The following is an 18,897-nucleotide window of genomic DNA, read 5'->3' as shown; positions in this document are numbered from 1 at the left end:
AGTAACGCCGTAAATTCACCAGGTAATTCCTGGCGAAGCCAGCCAATCGCGTCAGGCGCCGGTTCAGTTCCCAAAAGCGGAATCGAATTGGCGGCCCTTCACCGGCCAAAGACACTGGTCGCCAGGTAGGCGATGTAGCCGATGTAGCAGGCAAGCAGCGCCGCGCCTTCGAGCCGGTTGATGCGCCCTGGACCCCGATATCCATAGCCCATGACGAAGAGCGCGACGGTTAGTACCGCCATTACCAGAACGTCACGGCCGAGTATTTCCGGCCCCACGGCCAGGGGGTGAATCGTCCCTGCGATGCCTACAACGGCCAATGTGTTGAAAAGATTGGAGCCAAGAACGTTGCCCAATGCAATATCGTGCTCACCTTTGCGGGCGGCGATCACCGACGAAGCAAGCTCCGGCAGCGAAGTACCCACGGCCACAATGGTCAGGCCGATTATCAGATCGCTCACCCCGAAACCGTGCGCGATCTCAACCGCCCCCCAGACCAGGATGCGGGAACTTGCGATCAACAGGGTCAGGCCGATTACGAGCCGAAAGACAGCCCGGCCAAGCGGCATGCTGCGTTCTTCGAGCTCATATTCCATCTCGCTTCCCAGAACGTCCGATTTTTTTCGCAGGCCTTGCAGGATGGTCCAGACCATCAGGCTGCCGAATACGACCAACAACACCAGAGAATCGGTACGGGTGATCTCGCCATCCCAAATCTGATAGGCGGCCAGGCCCGTAACGGCTATGAGAATCGGCAATTCCTTGCGCAGCACCTGCGAATGGACCGCGAGGGGACTGATCAAGGCCGTCAGCCCAAGGATCAGTGCGATATTCGTGATGTTTGAACCATACGCGTTGCCGAGAGCGATGCCTGGATTGCCCTGTGATGCCGCGAACGCTGCAACCACCATTTCAGGCGCGGATGTGCCGAAACCAAGGATCACCATGCCAATCAGGAGCGGCGGCATTCCAAAATGGCGTGCGGTGAAGGCTGAACCCTCCACGAAACGGCCGGCGCTCCAAACAAGGAGCGCCAGGCCAAAAACAACTGCGAAAAAAGCTATTGCCATATATGGGGTCAAAGCTCAGATCCTCAGGTTTTTCCCTTTTGGCCCTGGTTTTGCTTATTACCTGCCATACCCATTCAACAGGGAGGCAAGCGGCTATGGCACGCCAGTTGAGGATCCAGTATGAGGGTGCTCTTTATCATATCATGAGCAGAGGAAATGCGCAGATGATGATCTTTCATGACGATGCCGACCGCATCAAGTTCCTCAATATTTTCCATAAGACCATTAAACGCTTCACTTGGCTCTGCCACGCCTATTGTCTCATGGGAAACCATTACCACCTCCTCATTGAAACTCCTGATGCCAACCTGGCCAAAGGGATGAAGTATCTTAATCAGGTCTACACCCAATTCTTCAACTACAAGTACCATCGGGTCGGTCATGTCCTTCAGGGGCGTTACAAAGCCATCATTGTTCAGAAGGATACCTACCTCCTCCACTGCTGCCGGTACATTGCTCTAAATCCATGGGACGCAAAGCTTGTCGAACACCCGAGCGGGTGGCCATGGAGCAGTTACGGCGCTACCGCCGGGCTGGTCAAAACACCGCCGTTATTAACGACGGGCTGGCTCCTGGAACAGTTCGGCTTCACTGTTAAAAAGGCCAGGGAGAATTACGTCCGTTTTGTGGAGGCGGACATGGATGGTTTCAGGACAAAGCTTGACATCCGCTTTCAACTCTTTCTTGGGTCAGATGAGTTTATCAAAAACATCCTGAAGCAGTATGGACCCATGAATCAAAAAACCGGTATCAACAACACACAACTTAGTACTGGAAGGCTTCCTTTGGCTGAAGTATTCAGTGGAATGAACGGTTCCAGAAAACTGAGGAATCAGGCTATCCTCCAGGCCTACCGAACATATAAATATCCACTGAAGGAAATCGCGTCACACCTGAGTATGAACCCCAACTATCTTTGCCAAATCATCAAGGCCCTCGAAACCTGAGAATCTGAGCTTTGACCCCAGATCCACCCGCGTTTCCACAAAATCCCGGGGTTTCTGTTATTATATTTAATGAGGAGGTTGCTCATCGGCTTCTATCGGGAGGTTTATCATGCGTTTTCTCATCAACTGGTTCATCTATACCCTGGCCATCGGAATTACCGCCTACATCCTGCCCGGAATTCGCTTGGACGGGGTTTTCGCCGCCCTGGTCACGGCGGTAATCCTGGGGCTTGCCAACGGGTTCCTGCGGCCTGTCCTGTTCGTCTTCACCCTTCCCCTGACGCTCCTGACCCTCGGCCTTTTCACCTTCGTCCTCAACGCCCTGATGGTCCTGTTGGCCGCGGCGATCGTCCCAGGCTTTCATGTAAACGGGTTCTGGTGGGCACTTTTTTTCTCCATCGCCCTGTCCATTGTAATGTTCTTCCTCGGAGAGATGACGGAACCGCGGGAGCGCACTGTGCGCTACGTCAGGTACAGATCTGAGGTACGGTCGGAGAGGGACGTTAATTGAAATTGCTTTTGGGGTCAAACTATAGACGTCAGGGTAAACGGTGCCAGGTGATGTGATCAAGTAAAAATGGACACTTTTTTAAGCAACCATTTTGGCAAGCGGTATTTCCTCGAATATTTTCGGGCTCAGATATTCAAGGTAAGAATGACGCCGGTTGCAATTGTAGAACACCTCGATGTAATCAATGATGTCCAGTTTCGCTCTTTCACTGGTTCTGTAATTCAGTGAACTACCACGGGCATGAACCCGTGGTAGTTCACTGAGTTGCGACACTTCGGTATCCAAAATATACGATACTTGCAGTCCCATGCTATATGGCTTAAGCTTCTTACATCGTTCAACGAAAGCCTCCTCGCCTGTAAACTTTCAGCGGTTCATAGATGGGAGGCTTTCATTTACTCCAGGTACTGTCAAACTATTCGGGTCCCCCGGCAAAGCCGGGGGGGGGTCCCTAAGTACTAAAAAATTCAACATGGAATCAGCTCGATCAACCTTCACGGAGGAATCACCATGAGAGCAGCAATACTAAACAATACAGCAGACCTGTCGGTTCGTGACCTTCCTGATCCGGTACCGGGGTCGGGAGAGGTTGTCATCGACGTGACTTTAGCAGGCCTCTGCGGGTCGGACTACTTGCTGTACCACGGGAAGTTCGGCGTCCCCCTGCCCGTGGTACCGGGTCACGAGGGGATGGGGATCGTTAAAGAGATCGGCCCCGGGGTGTCGAATGTGGCTGTGGGACAAAGGGTTGTCATCCAGCCCAACTTTGCCTGCTGGAATTGTGACCTCTGCGATTCAAAACTCGACAACATCTGTCACGAGAAGGTGCGCCTCGGCATCGACACCAACGGCGTGTTCGCCCAGTTCGTCAAGATCCCTTCCAGGTATGTGTGGCCTGTTCCGGAAGGCATCGACGATCGGACCGCAACACTGACAGAGCCGCTGGCCGTTGCCGCCCACGCCGTGAAGAACCTGACCCCGTCCGAGGGGGACCGCGTCCTTATCATCGGCGCCGGGGTCATCGGCCTTCTGACGCTCCTTCTGGTCAAGCTCGAAGGAGCGGACCTGACTGTTTCGGACCTTTTGACCGAGCACCTGGCTATGGCTGAGAAGATGGGGGCAGACAGGGCCTTCCATGTCGGTGGTGAAGGGGAGCTGAAACCGTCCTCCTTTGACCTGATATACGAGACCAGCGGGGCTCCGTCCGGACTTGCGGATGCCATCGGTTTTGCGGCCCCCGGGGCGCGAATTGCTCTGCTTGGTCTGGAAGGTCAAGACCACCCTGTTTCTTCTACCCAGATCGTCCGCAAGGAACTTTCCATCGTGGGCTCGATGATCTACACCGACGAATTTCCCGGTGTTCTAGAGCTTCTCCAAACCGGGCGGATTGACCCCACTCCCCTTATCTCCGACATGATCGGACTCGATGACCTCGAAAACGCCATAAAAAACTTCAACGCACCGGGCCGGTTCAAGGTCTTAGTCTCCCCTTGAGGAACCCGACGCTGTGATGCCCGGCAATATTCATAAGATAGACCGCGCCCCGGAACTGCTCCTCGAGGATGAGGCCTTAAGGGACGGTCTCCAGATGGAATCCAGGGTGTTTGGTCTCGAGGAGGAGTAGGACCGTTCACCCAACTCAACATGAACGACATTAACGACCATGCTCAGGGGGAGACCTTTTCGAAAAGGGATTCGGCGATCCCGTCAATGCGCTTGCCGCTGATATCCGCTATATTCAGGATTTCAATGCAGCAAAAGTGTCGAGTACCGCATCTTCAGGGACCTGATCGGTCACAAAGACATCGCCGACATCCTTGAGCAGCACATACCGCAGCTTCCCGGCCTTCTTCTTTTTGTCGCTCCTCATGGCCTCGAACAGCTGCTTCGGAACCAGGTTGGTCGGGATCCGGGTCGGTAAGCCGGCGGACATAAGGACAGACTCGACCCTTGCCTGCAGTTCTTCAGGGCAATGGCCCAACTTTACGGAAAGGTTCGTGGCAGCAACCATTCCCATGGCCACGGCCTCGCCATGATTGACCCTATGATGGCTGAGGCGTTCAATGGCGTTTGCAAAAGTGTGTCCGAAATTCAGTACAGCCCTCAGACCCTGATCAAAAGGATCTTCCTGAACGATATTGATCTTGACCTGAATGGCCTGGGCAACAAGTGCCTGAATTTCAGAAGCCTGCTGCCCGATCTCCCTGCTGGTCTGAATCCAGCTTCCAGACTCGATCTTCTGAAGCAGGTCCGAATCAGCGATGAGGCTGTGCTTGATAACCTCCGCCATTCCGGACGCAAATGCCCTGGGGGGCAGGCTCTGCAGAGTAGCTATATCGGCAATCACGGTTTTGGGTTGTTTGAAAGCACCGATCAGGTTCTTCGCATTCGGCAGATCAACTCCGGTCTTACCGCCGATGCTGGTGTCGACCATGGCCAACAGGCTGGTGGGACACTGCACACAATCGACCCCTCGCATATAGGTTGCCGCTATAAAGCCGGCGAGTTCACTGATCACGGTTCCGCCAAGCGCAATGACCGTTCCGCTACGGTCGAAATCCCCTTCAAGCAGCTGCTCGTAAATCGACTGGGCTGTTGCCAGGGTTTTATTCCGTCTGCCGGGCGATATGCTGACCACAACATCGACGGAACCACAGCTCTGAGTATACAGGGAACCAACGGTATCATCCGTGATGATGGCAATGGGGCCATCAATTCCGGCTAACTGTGAAATAAACGGCAGGAGTCCTTCACCGACAATAAACTCATAGCGGTCGTCAGGCGCCGCAATGGGCAGACGGACGTCCGGCTCTCCCGCTATTATCCCTGCGAGATCTTCAGCAACGGTTTCCGGATTTTTTTCAGAGGTGACAAATTGGGGAAATTGACCGTATCCCTTCTCTCGCTGATGCAAGAGTTCGACGATATGCTCAAGCGGATTCGGCACCTGGAGCAACGGGCGGGCATGGCTATCACTCTCGACGCGCTTAAGGATTTCCTCTGGTGTCGCCACCAGACAGAAAACCCGGCCGGATTTACCAAGTGTGATGGCATTGTCACCATCGAGCATGAATCGACCACCGGTGGCAATGACCATGCCGCTTTTATCCGCAAGCTCCCGGGCAAGTTCTGCCTCCATTTTTCGAAAAGCCGCTTCGCCTTTTTCTTTGAAGAATTCGGCGATAGTCATGCCTATCCTTGATTCGATCAGATGGTCGGTATCGACAAAATCATAGCCGATCTGCGATGCCAGGGTTCTGCCAACAGAGGTTTTCCCGGTAGCCATAAAACCGGTCAAAATGATGTTTTTCTTATTATTATATTGCGTCATGTCGATTCAGAATAACTGAAGACCAACGACCATCCTATCTGGGTCCTGATAAGAAAGGTGTTCGATGTCTTCGCTCAAGCTCGCGCAATGTTTTGCCGGGCGTAGATGCACGTCATCAGAATCATCCAAATTTTCTAATGCAAACTGTCGGACAAGACTGTGCATCTCAAAGTAATTTCCAGTTTTATCGGCCCTTAATAAGTTCCACCTTGCTAAAACGTCCAGCTGCTGACCCAAATCAGAAGCAGCTCCGTAACCGTTCCCGCCGTCTTTTTTTGAGCTTCCGACTTCGCCTTCCAGACTATGACGGACAAGATGGCATGACAGGCTAAGATCAAACCCCTTAAGGTCCTGGTTTTAACCTTAGCAAAACTTCGTTAACTTCGCGGTCAATTGGCTCTTGACCTGTGCATAAGCCGACACAAAACTTTTAATTTAACCCTGTATCACCCTGCCTGCTGTGAGCAAGCGAAGCCGTGCCGAACGGTGTTAAATTAGTTTTCCACCCATTCCGATCTTTATCCAGGTACTCATTTCCAGGATGAACCTCAATTAATGGGGATTTTCATGTCACCCTATAACGATACTGAGGATCCCGATCAGACACATGTGACAAATCCAGAGCAGATCGCCGGCAACCTACATAGAGTTGGATGTAGCCTGGAGATCAATCCGCCAAGCAGGCCAAAACATACCTGAGAATTAGAGCGGGATTTCGCCTGCGGCCCGCTTGAAAGCCGTCAAGTTACATCTGCAATATGCCTCAAAAACCCGTTTACAGTCCAGTCTAAACTAGGAGATTGCGAGTACAGGTAAGAACCAGGCAAGATGCTTCTTATACGTCATTCTCCCGCTCTTTTCGAAGTCTGTGATAATGCTTGATATATTTTACTATATATACCTACACCTCATTCTGGTGCATGGCCGGCTAAAGCAATGTTAGCGGTCTGGAGAACCACGAAGAGATGCTTGGATCCAAGCCCATTACAATCCATGAAGTGTCTTGCCTGAAGAGGGAAGCTGAGATGGTCAAGTAAAAATGGACACTTTTTTAAGCAACCATTTTGGCGAGCGACATTTCCTCAAATGTTTTCGGGCTCAGATATCCCAGGTAAGAATGACGCCGGTTGCAATTGTAGAACATCTCGATGCAATCAACGATATCCAGTCTCGCTGCTTCCTTGGTTCTGTAATTCGTTAAATACAAACGCTCGGCTTCCAGGCTGCCGAAGAAGCTTTCCGCAACCGTATTATCCCAGCAATCACCTTTTCTGCTCATACTGCTGACCATCTTGTGGGTCCTGAGCTTTTTCTGAACGTCATCACTGCAATACTGGCTCCCACGATCCGAATGAAATATCAGGCCGGGACCGGGTCATCGTAGGCGAACGGCCATGAACAGGGCATCCATGACCAGCTTTCGGTTGATCCAGCTGCTGATGGACCACCCCACGATCTTGCGGGAAACAGGTCCAGGACAACAGCAAGATACAACCGGCCTTCGAATGTCCACACATACGTGATATCGGAAACCCATACACGATCAGGTTCCCCTACATCAAACCGACGTTCAAGTAAATTCGGGGCGACGGGCAGGTCGTGTTTGCTGTCTGTTGTCGCTTTGAACTTCATGCCCCGTCTGACGGAAACGTTCGCCAGATCCATCAGGGTGCCGGCCTTGGTACGACCACATGGCTCGCCGCGCGCTTCCAATTCCTTCGCGATACGGCAGGCACCGTAGGTCCCTTTTGATAGCCGATGCGCCTCACGAACAACAGGAATCAGCCTGTCACGTTCCCTCTGACGCAGTGATTTACCCCGCTTGCGCCAAGCGTAATGGCCGCTCCTGCTTATTCTCATTACCGTACACACCAGAGCTGTCGGATATGCCTTCCTTGCCGTATCAATGAATTGATACCTCAGCTCGATTCGTTCGCAAAGAAGGCTGCCGCCTTTCTTAAGATTTCGCGCTCCATCTGTAAACGCTTGTTCTCTTTGCGAAGACGCTTCAACTCCGACTGCATGGCAACCTTGTCGCCAGGGTTGGAATAATCCCCGGCGCCAACCTCAAATTGCCGCTTCCAGCGACCTAACAGATTGGGGTTGATACCCAGATTCCGGGCTGCCTCCGATGTCTTGTAACCCTGCTCCGTTACAAGCTTTACAGCCTCTTCCTTGTATTCCTGTGTGTAGTTGCGCCGTTTTCCCTTGGTCATTGAACACCTCCTGTGAGAATATATATCCGCTCTTAGGAATGTGTCCACCAATACCCTACCACTTCAGTACAGGGGTTGTGAGGAGGCGGTGTTTGTTTAGAGGGACTCATGGGTTCTCAGGGGACAATGCCAAACCGTTGGAAAGGGGACATTTTATTCCGGCGAAAATGGGACAAACTGAACCGGTGTTGACATCTCCTTGACTGGGGCCTCGGCCGACCGGTGGGGTTCCCAAAGCTCAAGCCATCGGTAAAGACGATCTCACTGCGTCTTCCCGAGATCATGCTGGAGGAGTTAAAGCTTCTGGCCAATCGCATGGATGTTCCATATCAGTCCCTCATGAAAATCTACCTGGCCGAGAGGATCGACCGTGAGGTGAGGGGCCGCAAGCATTCCGGACACGAAAAAACCAGTGTCGCGCATGATGGGAACACGCCGGAATACGGGAAGTGATCCAGAGGTGCTTGATGTCAAAAAATGGTGAAGAATTCACGGGTTCATGGTGGTCTTATCCACCGCTGCGAAATGCCCTGCTTGCGGGAGTGATCGCGCTGGCCGTATTTATCCTCGAACGTACCGGATATATTGGTGAAGATATCGCCACGTGGTTCTACCTGATCGCTATACCCCTTGGCGGTTATATGTGGGCAAGAGAAGGCGTTGAAAAGCTCATAGAGGACCATGAAATTGGTATCTCCATGCTGATGATAGCCGCGACGGTTGGAGCAGGATATCTCGGAATGTGGGATGAGGCAGCCGCCCTGGTTGTACTTTACGGCGCGGCAAAAGGCATCGAGGAATATACCTACAGCAGAACACGCCATGCCATTCGCTCTCTGCTGGATCTAGCGCCTAAAGAAGCACGGGTAATCCGCGACGGTGAAGAGCAGATCATTCCGGCGGAGAATTTACGAATAGGTGATGAGTTTATAGTGCTTCCCGGTGAATCACTACCCACGGATGGAGTGATTATCACAGGTGAGTCCAGCCTGGATGAATCAACGGTAACCGGCGAATCGATCCCGGTGGATAAAACAACCGGCGATAAAGTATTTGCGGCCTCGATCAATTGTCAGGCCGCCTTGACGCTCAAGGCAACCGCTGAGCATTCCGATAACACATTGTCGCGCATTATCGATCTGGTTGAAAACGCGCAGGAGCAAAAAGGACGTGCTCAGGAATGGATGGAACGTTTTGGCCAACGCTACAGCCCTCTGGTCCTGCTGACAGCGGTTATTCTGATTGTGATAGCGGTTTTTCCTCAGAGTGATTCCGCGTTCTGGATAGAAAAAGCGGTTATTCTGCTTGTGGCTGCTGCGCCCTGCGCATTGGTAATCTCACTGCCCATCGCCATGGCGGCAGGTATTTCCGGTTCCGCCAAGCGTGGCATTCTGATCAAGGGCGGCGCGCACCTTGAGCATCTGGGTGTTATAAAAACCATTGCTTTTGATAAAACAGGTACATTGACATACGGTAAACCGAGAGTGAGTGATGTCATTTCCCTGCAGGATAGTGAATCAACCCTGATCAGCCTGGCTGCCGGGTTGGAGAAATATTCCAGTCACCCGCTGGCAGCGGCCATTTTGAAATACGCTGAAGAACAAAACGTGGAAATAGCCGCAACGACCGATAGTGAAGCGCTGTTTGGCTCCGGTGTGCAGGGTCGTATTGACGGGCAGGGCTGGTATCTTGGTAATCCCGGGCTGTTTCAGGACATGGGGGTCGACCTGGGAGATTTGGACGAGAAAATAGGCCGGCTGCAATCAGAAGGCAAAACGGTGGTTGTATTGGGCAATGACCAGCAGATCATCGGGCTTATCGCCATGCAGGACGCCTTACGTGAAAATGTCACGGACGTGATACGAAGCTTCCACGCTATGGGAATACGTACAGTCATGCTGACGGGAGACAATCCGCTGGCGGCCAAAAGGGTCGCAGGCCATTTAGGCATTGATGATGTGCGTGCCGGTCTGAAACCTGGTGATAAAGTATTTGCCGTTCAGGAATTATTAAGAGAAGGTCCTGTTTTAATGGTAGGTGATGGCGTGAATGATGCTCCTGCGTTAGCCACAGCAACCTGTGGTGTCGCGATGGGCGCTGCGGGAACAGACGCGGCCATCGAAGCCGCTGATGTTGCTCTGATGGCGGATGACCTTGCCAAGCTTGAAGAAGCCATTTTACTGGGTCATAAGGCGCGCCGTGTCGGCCGACAGAATATTATTTTCGCATTGATCATTCTGGGAATTTTGATTCCCGCAGGTGTTGGAGGCATTATTAGCGTAGCCATGGCTGTGCTTGTGCATGAGGTGAGTGAGTTATTAGCCGTTGCCAATGGATTGCGGGCTGGTAGTTTACCCGATGCCGTGTAAATCCCTCCCCCTCAAGGGGGAGGAGGTTTAGGTGGGGGTGAGTTTCTATAACCTGTGGCCCGGTTTATCGCTGCCTCTCCTGCAGGGGTCTGGCACCAAGATAAGATACGGGTATAGTTGAAATTGCGCTTAAGGTAAAAGGTTCATCCGTTTAATGCGTACCTTTATTATTGCTGTCATTGCGAGCCCGAGTAAAACCGTGGCGCGGCAATCCCGGGCGACTTGTCACGGCGAAGTTCGAAGAACGAAGACGGAAGCTGAAAAGGTCGTTGCGGCGCCCTCCGGTCGCTCACGGGGTCGCTTCGCAAGGGTTTCAGCTCGCGATGACAGATGGCGGTTTTCAGCTCACGATGACAACGGGCGAGGTCTAACCATGAAGATACTGGTTTTAAACTTCGCGAAACTTCGTTAACTTGTTTTAAATAAACCCTGTGTTACCCTGTGAAACTCTGTGCACCCTGTTTAACCCCGTGTACTCCGTGTTAAATTAGCTTTTCCCGAAGTCCGGTCTTCATTCAGGTACTCATTTCCAGGATGAACCAGGTAAAATATCATAGCTGGATCGGACAAAGGAGTCGTGTATGGAAAAAGCTTCCGTGAGGATCAGCGACATCGTTGATGAGATGGAAAGCCTCGGTGACGGCCGGGAATCCTATTTGAACAGGGTGACAGGAGAGCTCTTCATGATTACCGATGAGGAGTGGCGGGCCGCCGAGGACGGCGAATCACCGGGCCGGGTCCCTGGTGGAACGAGAGAGGCCATCGAAGCCGCTGCGGATGTACTCGAAAATCCGGAAAGCTACGTCTCGCTCCCGACCCGTTTCGATATCAATGAATACATGATTATGGAAGACTTTGCCCACTCTCGGGAGGACAGGAAGGTTTCCGGAGAACTGCTGGAAGCTATAAATGGTAGGGGAGCTTTCCGCATGTTCAAGTTATCCATCCGGAGGCTGGAGATAGAGGAACCATGGTTTGTTTTCAGGAGACAGGCCTTCGAGGAAACCGCCAGGCGATGGTGCAGGGAGAACGGCATCGATTACACGGAGTAATGACCATTGTTCGGGCGAAGTGCACAGGTGATTTATGAATCCGCGGGCGGCCTCCGGACCATTTGTTTTTCCAAAAGATAACAAGGGAGCAGTGTCTTTTCATGGAGGAAACCTCGTTCAAGAGGATTCATCCAGGACGAGCAGCGAGTCAGGAAGTGAACAGACTTGGAAATCCACGGCCGCAGGGAGGCTGGTGTGGAAAAAGAAAAGCGGGGACAAGGGGTATTTTGTGGTTGAAAATCAACCATCAGATGGTTATAATTCCACCACATGATAGCCAGGAACATAACAGACGGAATTCTTGAAAGCCTTTCGGACAGCCCGGTGGTCCTGCTCGTCGGGGCAAGACAGGTCGGGAAGAGCACCCTGGCGCAGAAGATCGCTTCCGATCATCATCAGGCACGATATCTGACCCTTGACGATGCCGTGATCCTGTCAGCGGCGCGGTCCGACGCCGCCGGTTTCCTGTCGGGGCTGGAAGGTCCGGTGGTGCTGGATGAAGTGCAGAGGGCTCCGGAGCTTTTCCCGGCCATCAAGGCCTCGGTGGACCGGGACCGTAAGTCCGGGAGGTTTCTGCTGACGGGATCGGCCGACGTCATGCTCCTCCCGAAGGTCTCCGAGTCCCTGGCAGGGAGGATGGAGATCCACACCCTGTGGCCGTTTTCCCAGGGAGAGCTCTCGGGCGTGAAGGAGAGCTTCATAGACCTGCTGTTCATGGAGTCGAAAAGATATCCTGAGGTGCCGGGTCCGGAAAACCGGGACCGGGACATCGCTGGAAGGATAGTGACCGGCGGCTATCCGGAGATAATAAAAAGAACCGGCGAGTCCAGGAGACGGAGCTGGTACGGTTCCTACATCACGACTATCCTTCAAAGAGACATACGCGAACTGGCCAATATAGAGGGATTGACCGATCTGCCCCGCATACTGTCCCTGCTCGCCGCCAGGGCCTCTTCCCTGCTCAACTACGCGGAACTGTCCAGAAGTTCGGGATTGCCCCAGAGCACTTTCAAGCGCTACATGGCACTGCTGGAGGCAGCGTTTCTGGTTCGCCGGATTCCCTCCTGGTCGGGCAACCTGTCCAAAAGGCTCGTCAGGTCGCCAAAGTTATTTTTAAACGACACCGGCCTTGCGGCGTACCTGATGGGATTGAACAGGGCCGGCTTGAGCGCAAATAAAACGATTTTCGGGCCGCTCCTTGAAAACTTCGTCGTTATGGAACTGATGAAGCAGACCGCCTGGAGCGAGGCGTCCCCGGGCATTTACCACTTCAGGTCGCAGACCGGGCAGGAGGTGGACGTTGTCCTCGAAGCACGGGACGGCACGTGCGTGGGTGTCGAGGTGAAGGCTTCCCGGACCGTCGGCGCCGGCGATTTCAGGGGGCTCAAGGCCCTGGCCGAGCTGCTGGGTCCAAAGTTCGTCAGGGGCGTGATCCTCTATACCGGAAAGGAGACCGTTCCCTTTGCCGAAAACATGCACGCTGTTCCAGTGGATTCATTGTTCAGGGGAGAAGCAGGAAGGGAAATGGGGGGTATATCTAATGTCCGATAATCAGAAGTGGCTGCTTTCTGCAATTTTGTCTATTCTTTTTGTCGCCACATCGGCCGGCAGTTCCATGGCGTCGCGGTCCCACGACCTACCAGCCGATATCAACCCGTCGGCAAGGTATCTATTTTATCTCCACGGTAAAATAGCAGAGGACAAGGGCCCTAATGGCATGAATCGGCAGTACGGAGCGTATGATTATTTCGGTTTGCTGAAAGCGTTTGAGGGTTACGGTTTTACCGTCGTGAGCGCGCTCAGACCAAGGGGAACCAAACCCGGAAGATATGCCCATCGGATTGCAAGACAGATAGAAAAACTTAAATCAGCCGGTGTTCCTTCCCGCAATATTGCTGTAGTGGGTTTTTCAAAGGGCGGAGTAATCACCTTTTATGTTTCAGCGGCCCTTGATGATCCTGAACTTAATTACGTTGTGATGGCCGGCTGCGGTAAAGGCAGTTTCGCGAGGGCATATAAACAGATACTGAAAAACGTTGCTCCCTCGCTCTCAGGGAGGTTCCTGTCTATATACGACCGCAGCGACGATTCCGGCGGCACGTGCAAGGAGGCCTTCAAAAAGGGTGCAGGCAGTATAAAGAGCAGTGAGATTAAGTTGAAAACCGGCCTTGGACACGGGGTATTTTACAGGCCCCGTAATGTCTGGCTGAAGCCGGTGACGGAGTGGATAACGGAAAATTGAAACGTATAACATTATCCATATTCTAAGGCTTATTTACCGCTGATTCTCGCTGATAGATCTAAACCTAAACCTTAGGGTTGGATCTAATCCGCGTCCATCTGCGTCCATCCGCGGTAAAGGAATTCTTAAAACTCATTGGCCGCTGATGCACGCTACGCTCCGCGGGTCCCAGATCCTGCTTTTCTCCATTACCTGCCTTATCCCCTCCATTCCTGTTAGACCAAGCCTTTGCATCCGCTTTTCCACTCTGGACTCTGGACACTGGACACTGGACTCTGGACTGTTCTTCCCCTCTGGGCTCTGGACCTTGGACTCTGAAAATCAAACATCCCCTATCCATTTCAGGTGCTTGGCGAAGGGTGTCCCGCGAACGGTATCGTAAAGCTCCCTCCCGGCGGTGACCATGCGGCATTCCTGCCGGACCGCAAGGGCGAGGCTCAAACCATCGGAGAGAGGGCGATCCATGGCCGCCGCTATCTCCAGCGCCGCCTCGATGAGATGGCGGGAAGGATGGATGTCCACCGCCACCGAGCTGAGCGCGGCATAGACCTCGCGGCTCTCTTCAATGGTAAGCTCCCCGAGCCGAACCTTCCGGGAGAGGAGATCGCCGGCCTCCGGAAGGAGCTGTTCCGTGGCCACCAATTCGTTGAATCCTTCCAGGAGGCGGACCGCACTTTCGGAGTGCACCTCCGGGACAAACCACTTGACGGCCACACAGGCCTCCACGACGAACCGGTTCAAACCCTGCTCGATTTCTCGGCAAGCTTCGCGCTGTCCGTGTGTTCCCGGCCTCCGAGCATCCTCCGTATCCTCGCGGAGAGGATAACGGTGTCCCGGGACTCCGACCGGGCGGCATTTTCGATGATGTTCTTTATCTCGGACTGCATGGACCGGCCGTTTCGCCGCGCCCGCGCCTTGATGTGTTTGATGGTTTCATCTCCGAGATCCCGCACGAGGATATTGGGCATGGCAACCTCCCTCTTTAAATCAGTTCCTAGTTCCTGGTTCCTGGTTCCTGGTTTAAAGGCCTGCCCTGAGCAAACGAAAGTGCGTCGAAGAGTTCCTGGTTCCTAGTAAAAACCACTGATTCCTCGGCACCAGGCACTGGTTTCTTACACCTTGATCCGTTCGCCTCCGGTGTAGACCGTCATCCTCTCGCCCCGGACATAACCCACCAGGGTCATTTTCACCCTTTTGGCCAGGTCGAGCGCCAGCGACGTGGGAGCGGACCTGGAAACGAGAATGGGGATACTCATCTTGGCCACCTTGATGATGATCTCGGAGGACAGGCGGCCGGTGGTAATAAGCAACTTGTCCTCGAGGGAAATTTCTTCAAGAAAGGCCGCCCCCCGGATCTTGTCCACCGCGTTATGACGGCCGATGTCGTCCCGAAACAGCAGGATACCCTCCTCATCGGCCAGGGCGCTGTTATGAACGCCGCGTGTGGCCCGGTAAAGCCCGGACATCCGGTTGAGTTCGGCCATGAGATGATAGACCTGGCGCGGCGTAATCCGCAGTTCAGATGTTACCGGCCTTGCGTGCAGGGAATCGAGCACGCTGTAGAAGGTCGCCCCCTTGCCGCACCCGGAGGTTACCGTCCTCCTTTCCCACAGTTTCTCGACCATGGACAGATCGCCGGATACTTCCACCTCCACCGTCCCTACTTCAGGATCATCCCGAAGAGATATAAGGTCACCCCTGTTTGAAATGAACCCTTCGGAAAGGAGGAAGCCCAACGCCAGCGCCCGGTTGGCGTCTCCCGTGGTAACGAGAGTAATAAGCTCCCGCCCGTTAAGGAATATCGTCAGGGGCACCTCGCGAACCACAGGGAGGGTGTCATCCAGAACCTCGTCACCTTTGATGACCAGGACGTCATGAATTTCCTGCCGTGGGTCGCCGTCCATCATCCTTCTCCCAATAATACCAGAAAGTCACCCTCATTCAGGAGCGTGACGCCAAGTTCCTTCGCCCTGGGAAGTTTGCTCCCGGGGTCCGCACCCGCGACGAGGTAGTCGGTTCTTCTGCTCACGGACGACGTCACCCGCCCCCCCAGGGATTCGATCCTCTCTTTGGCTTCTTCCCTGGTAAGATTCGCCAGTGTCCCGGTGAGTACGAAGATCTTCCCAACCAGGTCCGTCCCCCTGTGCCCCCCTGGGATCTCAGGTTTTATATAACTGTAAAGCCTGCCGGCGACACGGACGTTGCTTTCCTCATCGAAAAAGGCCCGCACCGATTCAGCTGTCCCCGGGCCGATATTGTCGATGGCCGCCATCTGGTCGACCGTTGCCTCCTTGAGCTCCGCAAGGGTCCTGAACCGGTCGGCGAGAATCTTTGAAACGAACCTTCCAACAAGCGGGATTCCGAGAGCGAAGATAAACCTGGACCACGGCCTCCCCCGGGTGGCGTCTATGGCCTCCAGCAGTTTTTTCGCAGACCGGTCCGCGAACAGGTTCAGAGAAAGGAGTTGATCCTCCTTCAGGAGGTAAAGATCCGCGGGGTCTTTCACCATTTTCCCGTCGACGAGTTGAGATATGGTTTTTCTCCCGAGCCCCTCGATGTCCATTCCTCCGCGGGAGGCGAAGTGAAAAATCCTCTCCTTGACCTGGGCAGGGCAGGCGATGTTGGTACAGCGGTGGGCCGCCTTGCCCTCCAGACGGATCACGTGAGCCCCGCAGACAGGACAACTGTCAGGGATGGTGTAGGGGACCTCTTTGCCGGTTCGTCTGCTCCCGAGGACATCCACCACCTCGGGGATGACGTCCCCGGCCCTTTGGACCAGAACCGTATCGCCGATCCTGACATCCTTGCGGTCTATCTCATCCTGGTTGTGAAGGGTCGCCCGGGAGACTGTAACTCCCCCGACCTTGACCGGTTGGAGCACAGCGACCGGGGTAATGACCCCGGTTCTTCCTACCTGAGCGACAATATCGTTAACGACCGACTCAACCTGCTGGGGGGGGAACTTGTAGGCTATGGCCCATCTCGGGCTTCGGGAGGAAGTCCCCAGGATCTCACGCTGGTCGAACCTGTTCACCTTGATCACCATGCCGTCGATCTCGTAGGGCAGGTCGTCCCTCAACTGGAGCAGCTCGTCATAGAATGCCAGGGCATCATCCATGCCCAGGCATCGGCGGCGAAGATGGTTGACCTTCAAACCCAGGCTGGACAGGTAGGACAGCAGGTCCCACTGGTTGTCCGGTCCGGCATCCGACAATTCCCCTACAGTGTAAAAAAACCCGTCCAGGCGCCGTGATGCCGTCACACCCGGATCGAGCTGCCTGAGGGAGCCGGCGGCGGCGTTCCTCGGGTTGGCGAATGGGGGTTCGCCCTCCTCAAGACGTCGGGCATTGAGCGCCTGGAACTCATCCTTGAACATGAGTATTTCACCGCGTATTTCCATGCGGTCGGGCACCTCAAGTTCTGTGCCACCTCTGCGGGGCAAAGCGCCCAGACGAAGGGGGATCGACCGGACCGTCCGCAGGTTCGCTGTGATATCCTCACCCACCATCCCGTCGCCACGTGTGGAACCCAGGACCAGGGATCCCCTCTCGTAGACAAGCTCTACACCAAGGCCGTCGAGTTTGGGTTCGACAACATAGTCGATCTCGCCGGAGGGTTTCAGCAGCCGTTTGAGACGGCGGTCAAACTCCAACGCCTCCCCCTCATTGAAAACATTACCCAGAGACAACATGGGAATCGTATGTCTGACTGCTCCGAAATCCTTCCGGGGGGGGGCGCCGACCCGGGCCGTGGGGGAATCCGGGGACTCAAGTTCCGGGTGGGATTTCTCAAGATCGGCCAGGCGTCTGAGAAGGCGGTCATACTCCTCGTCCGGGATTTCCGGCCTGTCCAGGGTGTAGTAGAGGTAGTTGTGCCGTTCGAGCTGCCGGCGGAGTTCCTCCACTTCCCGCCTGACTTTTTCCGGAACGGTCACCTGGTCACTGCCCTACAGGCACTCACAGGGCGACTGCCTTGAGCAGGAGGAAGATAAGGATGGTCAAAACGGCGGCGGCGGGAATGGTAATGAGCCAGGAATTGATGATATTGCGGATCACCCGAAGGTTGATGGCCGCCACCCCCTTGGCCATGCCCACACCGATGATGGATCCTACCAGAGTATGGCTGGTGGAAACCGGCAGACCAAGTTTGGAGCAGGCGAGAACAGTAGTTGCGGTGGCAAACTCCGCCGAGAAACCGCGGGAGGGTGTAATAGAGGTGATCTTTCTGCCCACCGTCTCGATGACCTTGTATCCCCATGTTCCCAGGCCGATGACGATCCCAACGCCGCCCAGGGCAAGGATCCATATCGGTACGCCCACTGTCATTTCGAGATTGCCGGTTTTAAATACGGACACAATGGCGGCGAACGGCCCGATGGCGTTGGCGACATCATTTGCGCCATGGGCGAACGCCACGTAACAGGCAGTCCCAATCTGGAGGTATCTGAATATCCCTTCAACCTGATCGAATGCAGCCTTCCGTTTCCTTGGTCTGACGGCATACTTTCTCACCAGGATGAACTTCATGGTCAGGTAGGCCAGAACGCCGACGGCAAGGGCGATAATGAGGGCTTCCCTGAAGGGAATATCCAGATGCAGATTTTTCAGCCCTTTAAAGAGCATGGATAAGACAAGCACAACGGCCACCGGAAAGATGAGGATTGGAACGACTCTCCTCGCGGCACGGACAGGATCCCAGGACGCCAGAACGGTCCTTTTGATGAACGAGAAGGTAACAAACGCGATAACCCCCCCGACCAACGGGGAGATAAACCAACTCGCCACCACCGAGCCCAGCCTTCCCCAGTTTATCGCAGACATCCCGCCGACAAGGAGGCCGAAACCCACAATGGCCCCCACGATGGAGTGGGTGGTGGAGACGGGAAGGCCCAACGCTGTGGACAGGTTCAGCCAGATACCCGACGCCAGCAGGGCCGACAGCATTCCCAGGACGAAGAGGTCCGCGTTGCCCTGGAAAATGGCGGGAGAAACGATCCCCTTGCGAACGGTGTCGGTGACGTGCCCCCCAACGAGGAAAGCCCCGGCGAATTCGAACACCCCTGCAAGTAAAACAGCCTGCTTGAGGCTGACGGCGTGGGAACCCACGGACGTTCCCATGGCGTTGGCCACATCGTTGGCGCCGATGTTCCATGCCATATA

General features: G+C 54.3%; 18 protein-coding genes. 8 read left to right on the top strand and 10 right to left on the bottom strand.

What is annotated here, in order from left to right; translation table 11 throughout:
* Nucleotides 1–98: 98 nt before the first annotated feature.
* Entirely contained in the window at nucleotides 99–1,070 is a 972-nt protein-coding gene (locus tag GXP52_08475; protein ID NOY87319.1) for a calcium/sodium antiporter, read from the bottom strand.
* 95 nt (nucleotides 1,071–1,165) lie between these two features.
* Here GXP52_08475 and GXP52_08470 point away from each other — a divergent pair, with 95 nt between their 5' ends.
* From GXP52_08470 to GXP52_08460, 3 genes are all read left to right on the top strand, one after another.
* Complete coding sequence (locus GXP52_08470) at nucleotides 1,166–2,017, top strand: addiction module toxin RelE (GenBank protein ID NOY87318.1); 852 nt, start codon at nucleotides 1,166–1,168, stop codon at nucleotides 2,015–2,017.
* Between the two features lie 109 nt (nucleotides 2,018–2,126).
* Nucleotides 2,127–2,528, top strand: a complete 402-nt coding sequence (locus GXP52_08465) for a phage holin family protein (GenBank protein NOY87317.1) — start codon at nucleotides 2,127–2,129, stop codon at nucleotides 2,526–2,528.
* A gap of 510 nt (nucleotides 2,529–3,038) precedes the next feature.
* On the top strand, nucleotides 3,039–4,022 hold the full coding sequence (locus GXP52_08460; GenBank protein ID NOY87316.1) for an alcohol dehydrogenase catalytic domain-containing protein: 984 nt from the start codon (nucleotides 3,039–3,041) through the stop codon (nucleotides 4,020–4,022).
* Between the two features lie 244 nt (nucleotides 4,023–4,266).
* Here GXP52_08460 and aroB read toward each other — a convergent pair whose 3' ends face one another.
* The 4 genes from aroB to GXP52_08440 form a co-directional block, all read right to left on the bottom strand.
* Nucleotides 4,267–5,826: a 3-dehydroquinate synthase gene (gene aroB / locus GXP52_08455; protein NOY87315.1), complete on the bottom strand. Its 1,560-nt coding sequence runs from the start codon at nucleotides 5,824–5,826 to the stop codon at nucleotides 4,267–4,269.
* A 1,084-nt stretch (nucleotides 5,827–6,910) separates the two neighbouring features.
* Nucleotides 6,911–7,138, bottom strand: coding sequence for a transposase (locus tag GXP52_08450; protein ID NOY87314.1), 228 nt, complete (start codon nucleotides 7,136–7,138; stop codon nucleotides 6,911–6,913).
* An 80-nt stretch (nucleotides 7,139–7,218) separates the two neighbouring features.
* Nucleotides 7,219–7,719, bottom strand: a complete 501-nt coding sequence (locus tag GXP52_08445) for a hypothetical protein (GenBank protein NOY87313.1) — start codon at nucleotides 7,717–7,719, stop codon at nucleotides 7,219–7,221.
* 59 nt (nucleotides 7,720–7,778) lie between these two features.
* Complete coding sequence (locus GXP52_08440; GenBank protein ID NOY87312.1) at nucleotides 7,779–8,075, bottom strand: transposase; 297 nt, start codon at nucleotides 8,073–8,075, stop codon at nucleotides 7,779–7,781.
* 222 nt (nucleotides 8,076–8,297) lie between these two features.
* On the opposite strand from GXP52_08440, the gene GXP52_08435 reads away from it, so the two are divergent.
* From GXP52_08435 to GXP52_08415, 5 genes are all read left to right on the top strand, one after another.
* Nucleotides 8,298–8,528, top strand: a complete 231-nt coding sequence (locus tag GXP52_08435; GenBank protein NOY87311.1) for a hypothetical protein — start codon at nucleotides 8,298–8,300, stop codon at nucleotides 8,526–8,528.
* Nucleotides 8,529–8,542: 14 nt separating this feature from the next.
* Entirely contained in the window at nucleotides 8,543–10,444 is a 1,902-nt protein-coding gene (locus tag GXP52_08430) for a cation-translocating P-type ATPase (GenBank protein NOY87310.1), read from the top strand.
* Between the two features lie 581 nt (nucleotides 10,445–11,025).
* Entirely contained in the window at nucleotides 11,026–11,496 is a 471-nt protein-coding gene (locus tag GXP52_08425) for a hypothetical protein (protein NOY87309.1), read from the top strand.
* A 270-nt stretch (nucleotides 11,497–11,766) separates the two neighbouring features.
* Nucleotides 11,767–13,047, top strand: coding sequence for an ATP-binding protein (locus tag GXP52_08420; protein ID NOY87308.1), 1,281 nt, complete (start codon nucleotides 11,767–11,769; stop codon nucleotides 13,045–13,047).
* Entirely contained in the window at nucleotides 13,037–13,738 is a 702-nt protein-coding gene (locus GXP52_08415; protein ID NOY87307.1) for a hypothetical protein, read from the top strand. The genes GXP52_08420 and GXP52_08415 overlap by 11 nt, the downstream gene beginning before the upstream one ends.
* A 321-nt stretch (nucleotides 13,739–14,059) precedes the next feature.
* Here the strand turns inward: GXP52_08415 and GXP52_08410 are convergent, their stop codons facing one another.
* The 5 genes from GXP52_08410 to GXP52_08390 form a co-directional block, all read right to left on the bottom strand.
* Nucleotides 14,060–14,479, bottom strand: a complete 420-nt coding sequence (locus GXP52_08410; protein ID NOY87306.1) for a type II toxin-antitoxin system VapC family toxin — start codon at nucleotides 14,477–14,479, stop codon at nucleotides 14,060–14,062.
* Entirely contained in the window at nucleotides 14,476–14,706 is a 231-nt protein-coding gene (locus GXP52_08405) for an Arc family DNA-binding protein (GenBank protein NOY87305.1), read from the bottom strand. Before GXP52_08405 ends, GXP52_08410 begins: the two co-directional genes overlap by 4 nt.
* Nucleotides 14,707–14,850: 144 nt before the next feature.
* A complete protein-coding gene (fdhD, locus tag GXP52_08400; GenBank protein ID NOY87304.1) occupies nucleotides 14,851–15,645 on the bottom strand; it encodes a formate dehydrogenase accessory sulfurtransferase FdhD in 795 nt (264 codons plus the stop codon).
* A complete protein-coding gene (gene ligA, locus GXP52_08395; protein NOY87303.1) occupies nucleotides 15,642–17,672 on the bottom strand; it encodes an NAD-dependent DNA ligase LigA in 2,031 nt (676 codons plus the stop codon). Before ligA ends, fdhD begins: the two co-directional genes overlap by 4 nt.
* 22 nt (nucleotides 17,673–17,694) lie before the next feature.
* On the bottom strand, nucleotides 17,695–18,894 hold the full coding sequence (locus GXP52_08390) for an inorganic phosphate transporter (GenBank protein NOY87302.1): 1,200 nt from the start codon (nucleotides 18,892–18,894) through the stop codon (nucleotides 17,695–17,697).
* Nucleotides 18,895–18,897: the final 3 nt, after the last annotated feature.

The organism is Deltaproteobacteria bacterium, from assembly GCA_013151915.1.
Classification (GTDB): Bacteria; BMS3Abin14; BMS3Abin14; order BMS3Abin14; family BMS3Abin14; genus BMS3ABIN14.
Note: the sequence above shows the minus strand (reverse complement) of the source record. Positions and strands in the feature narration are given on the sequence as shown.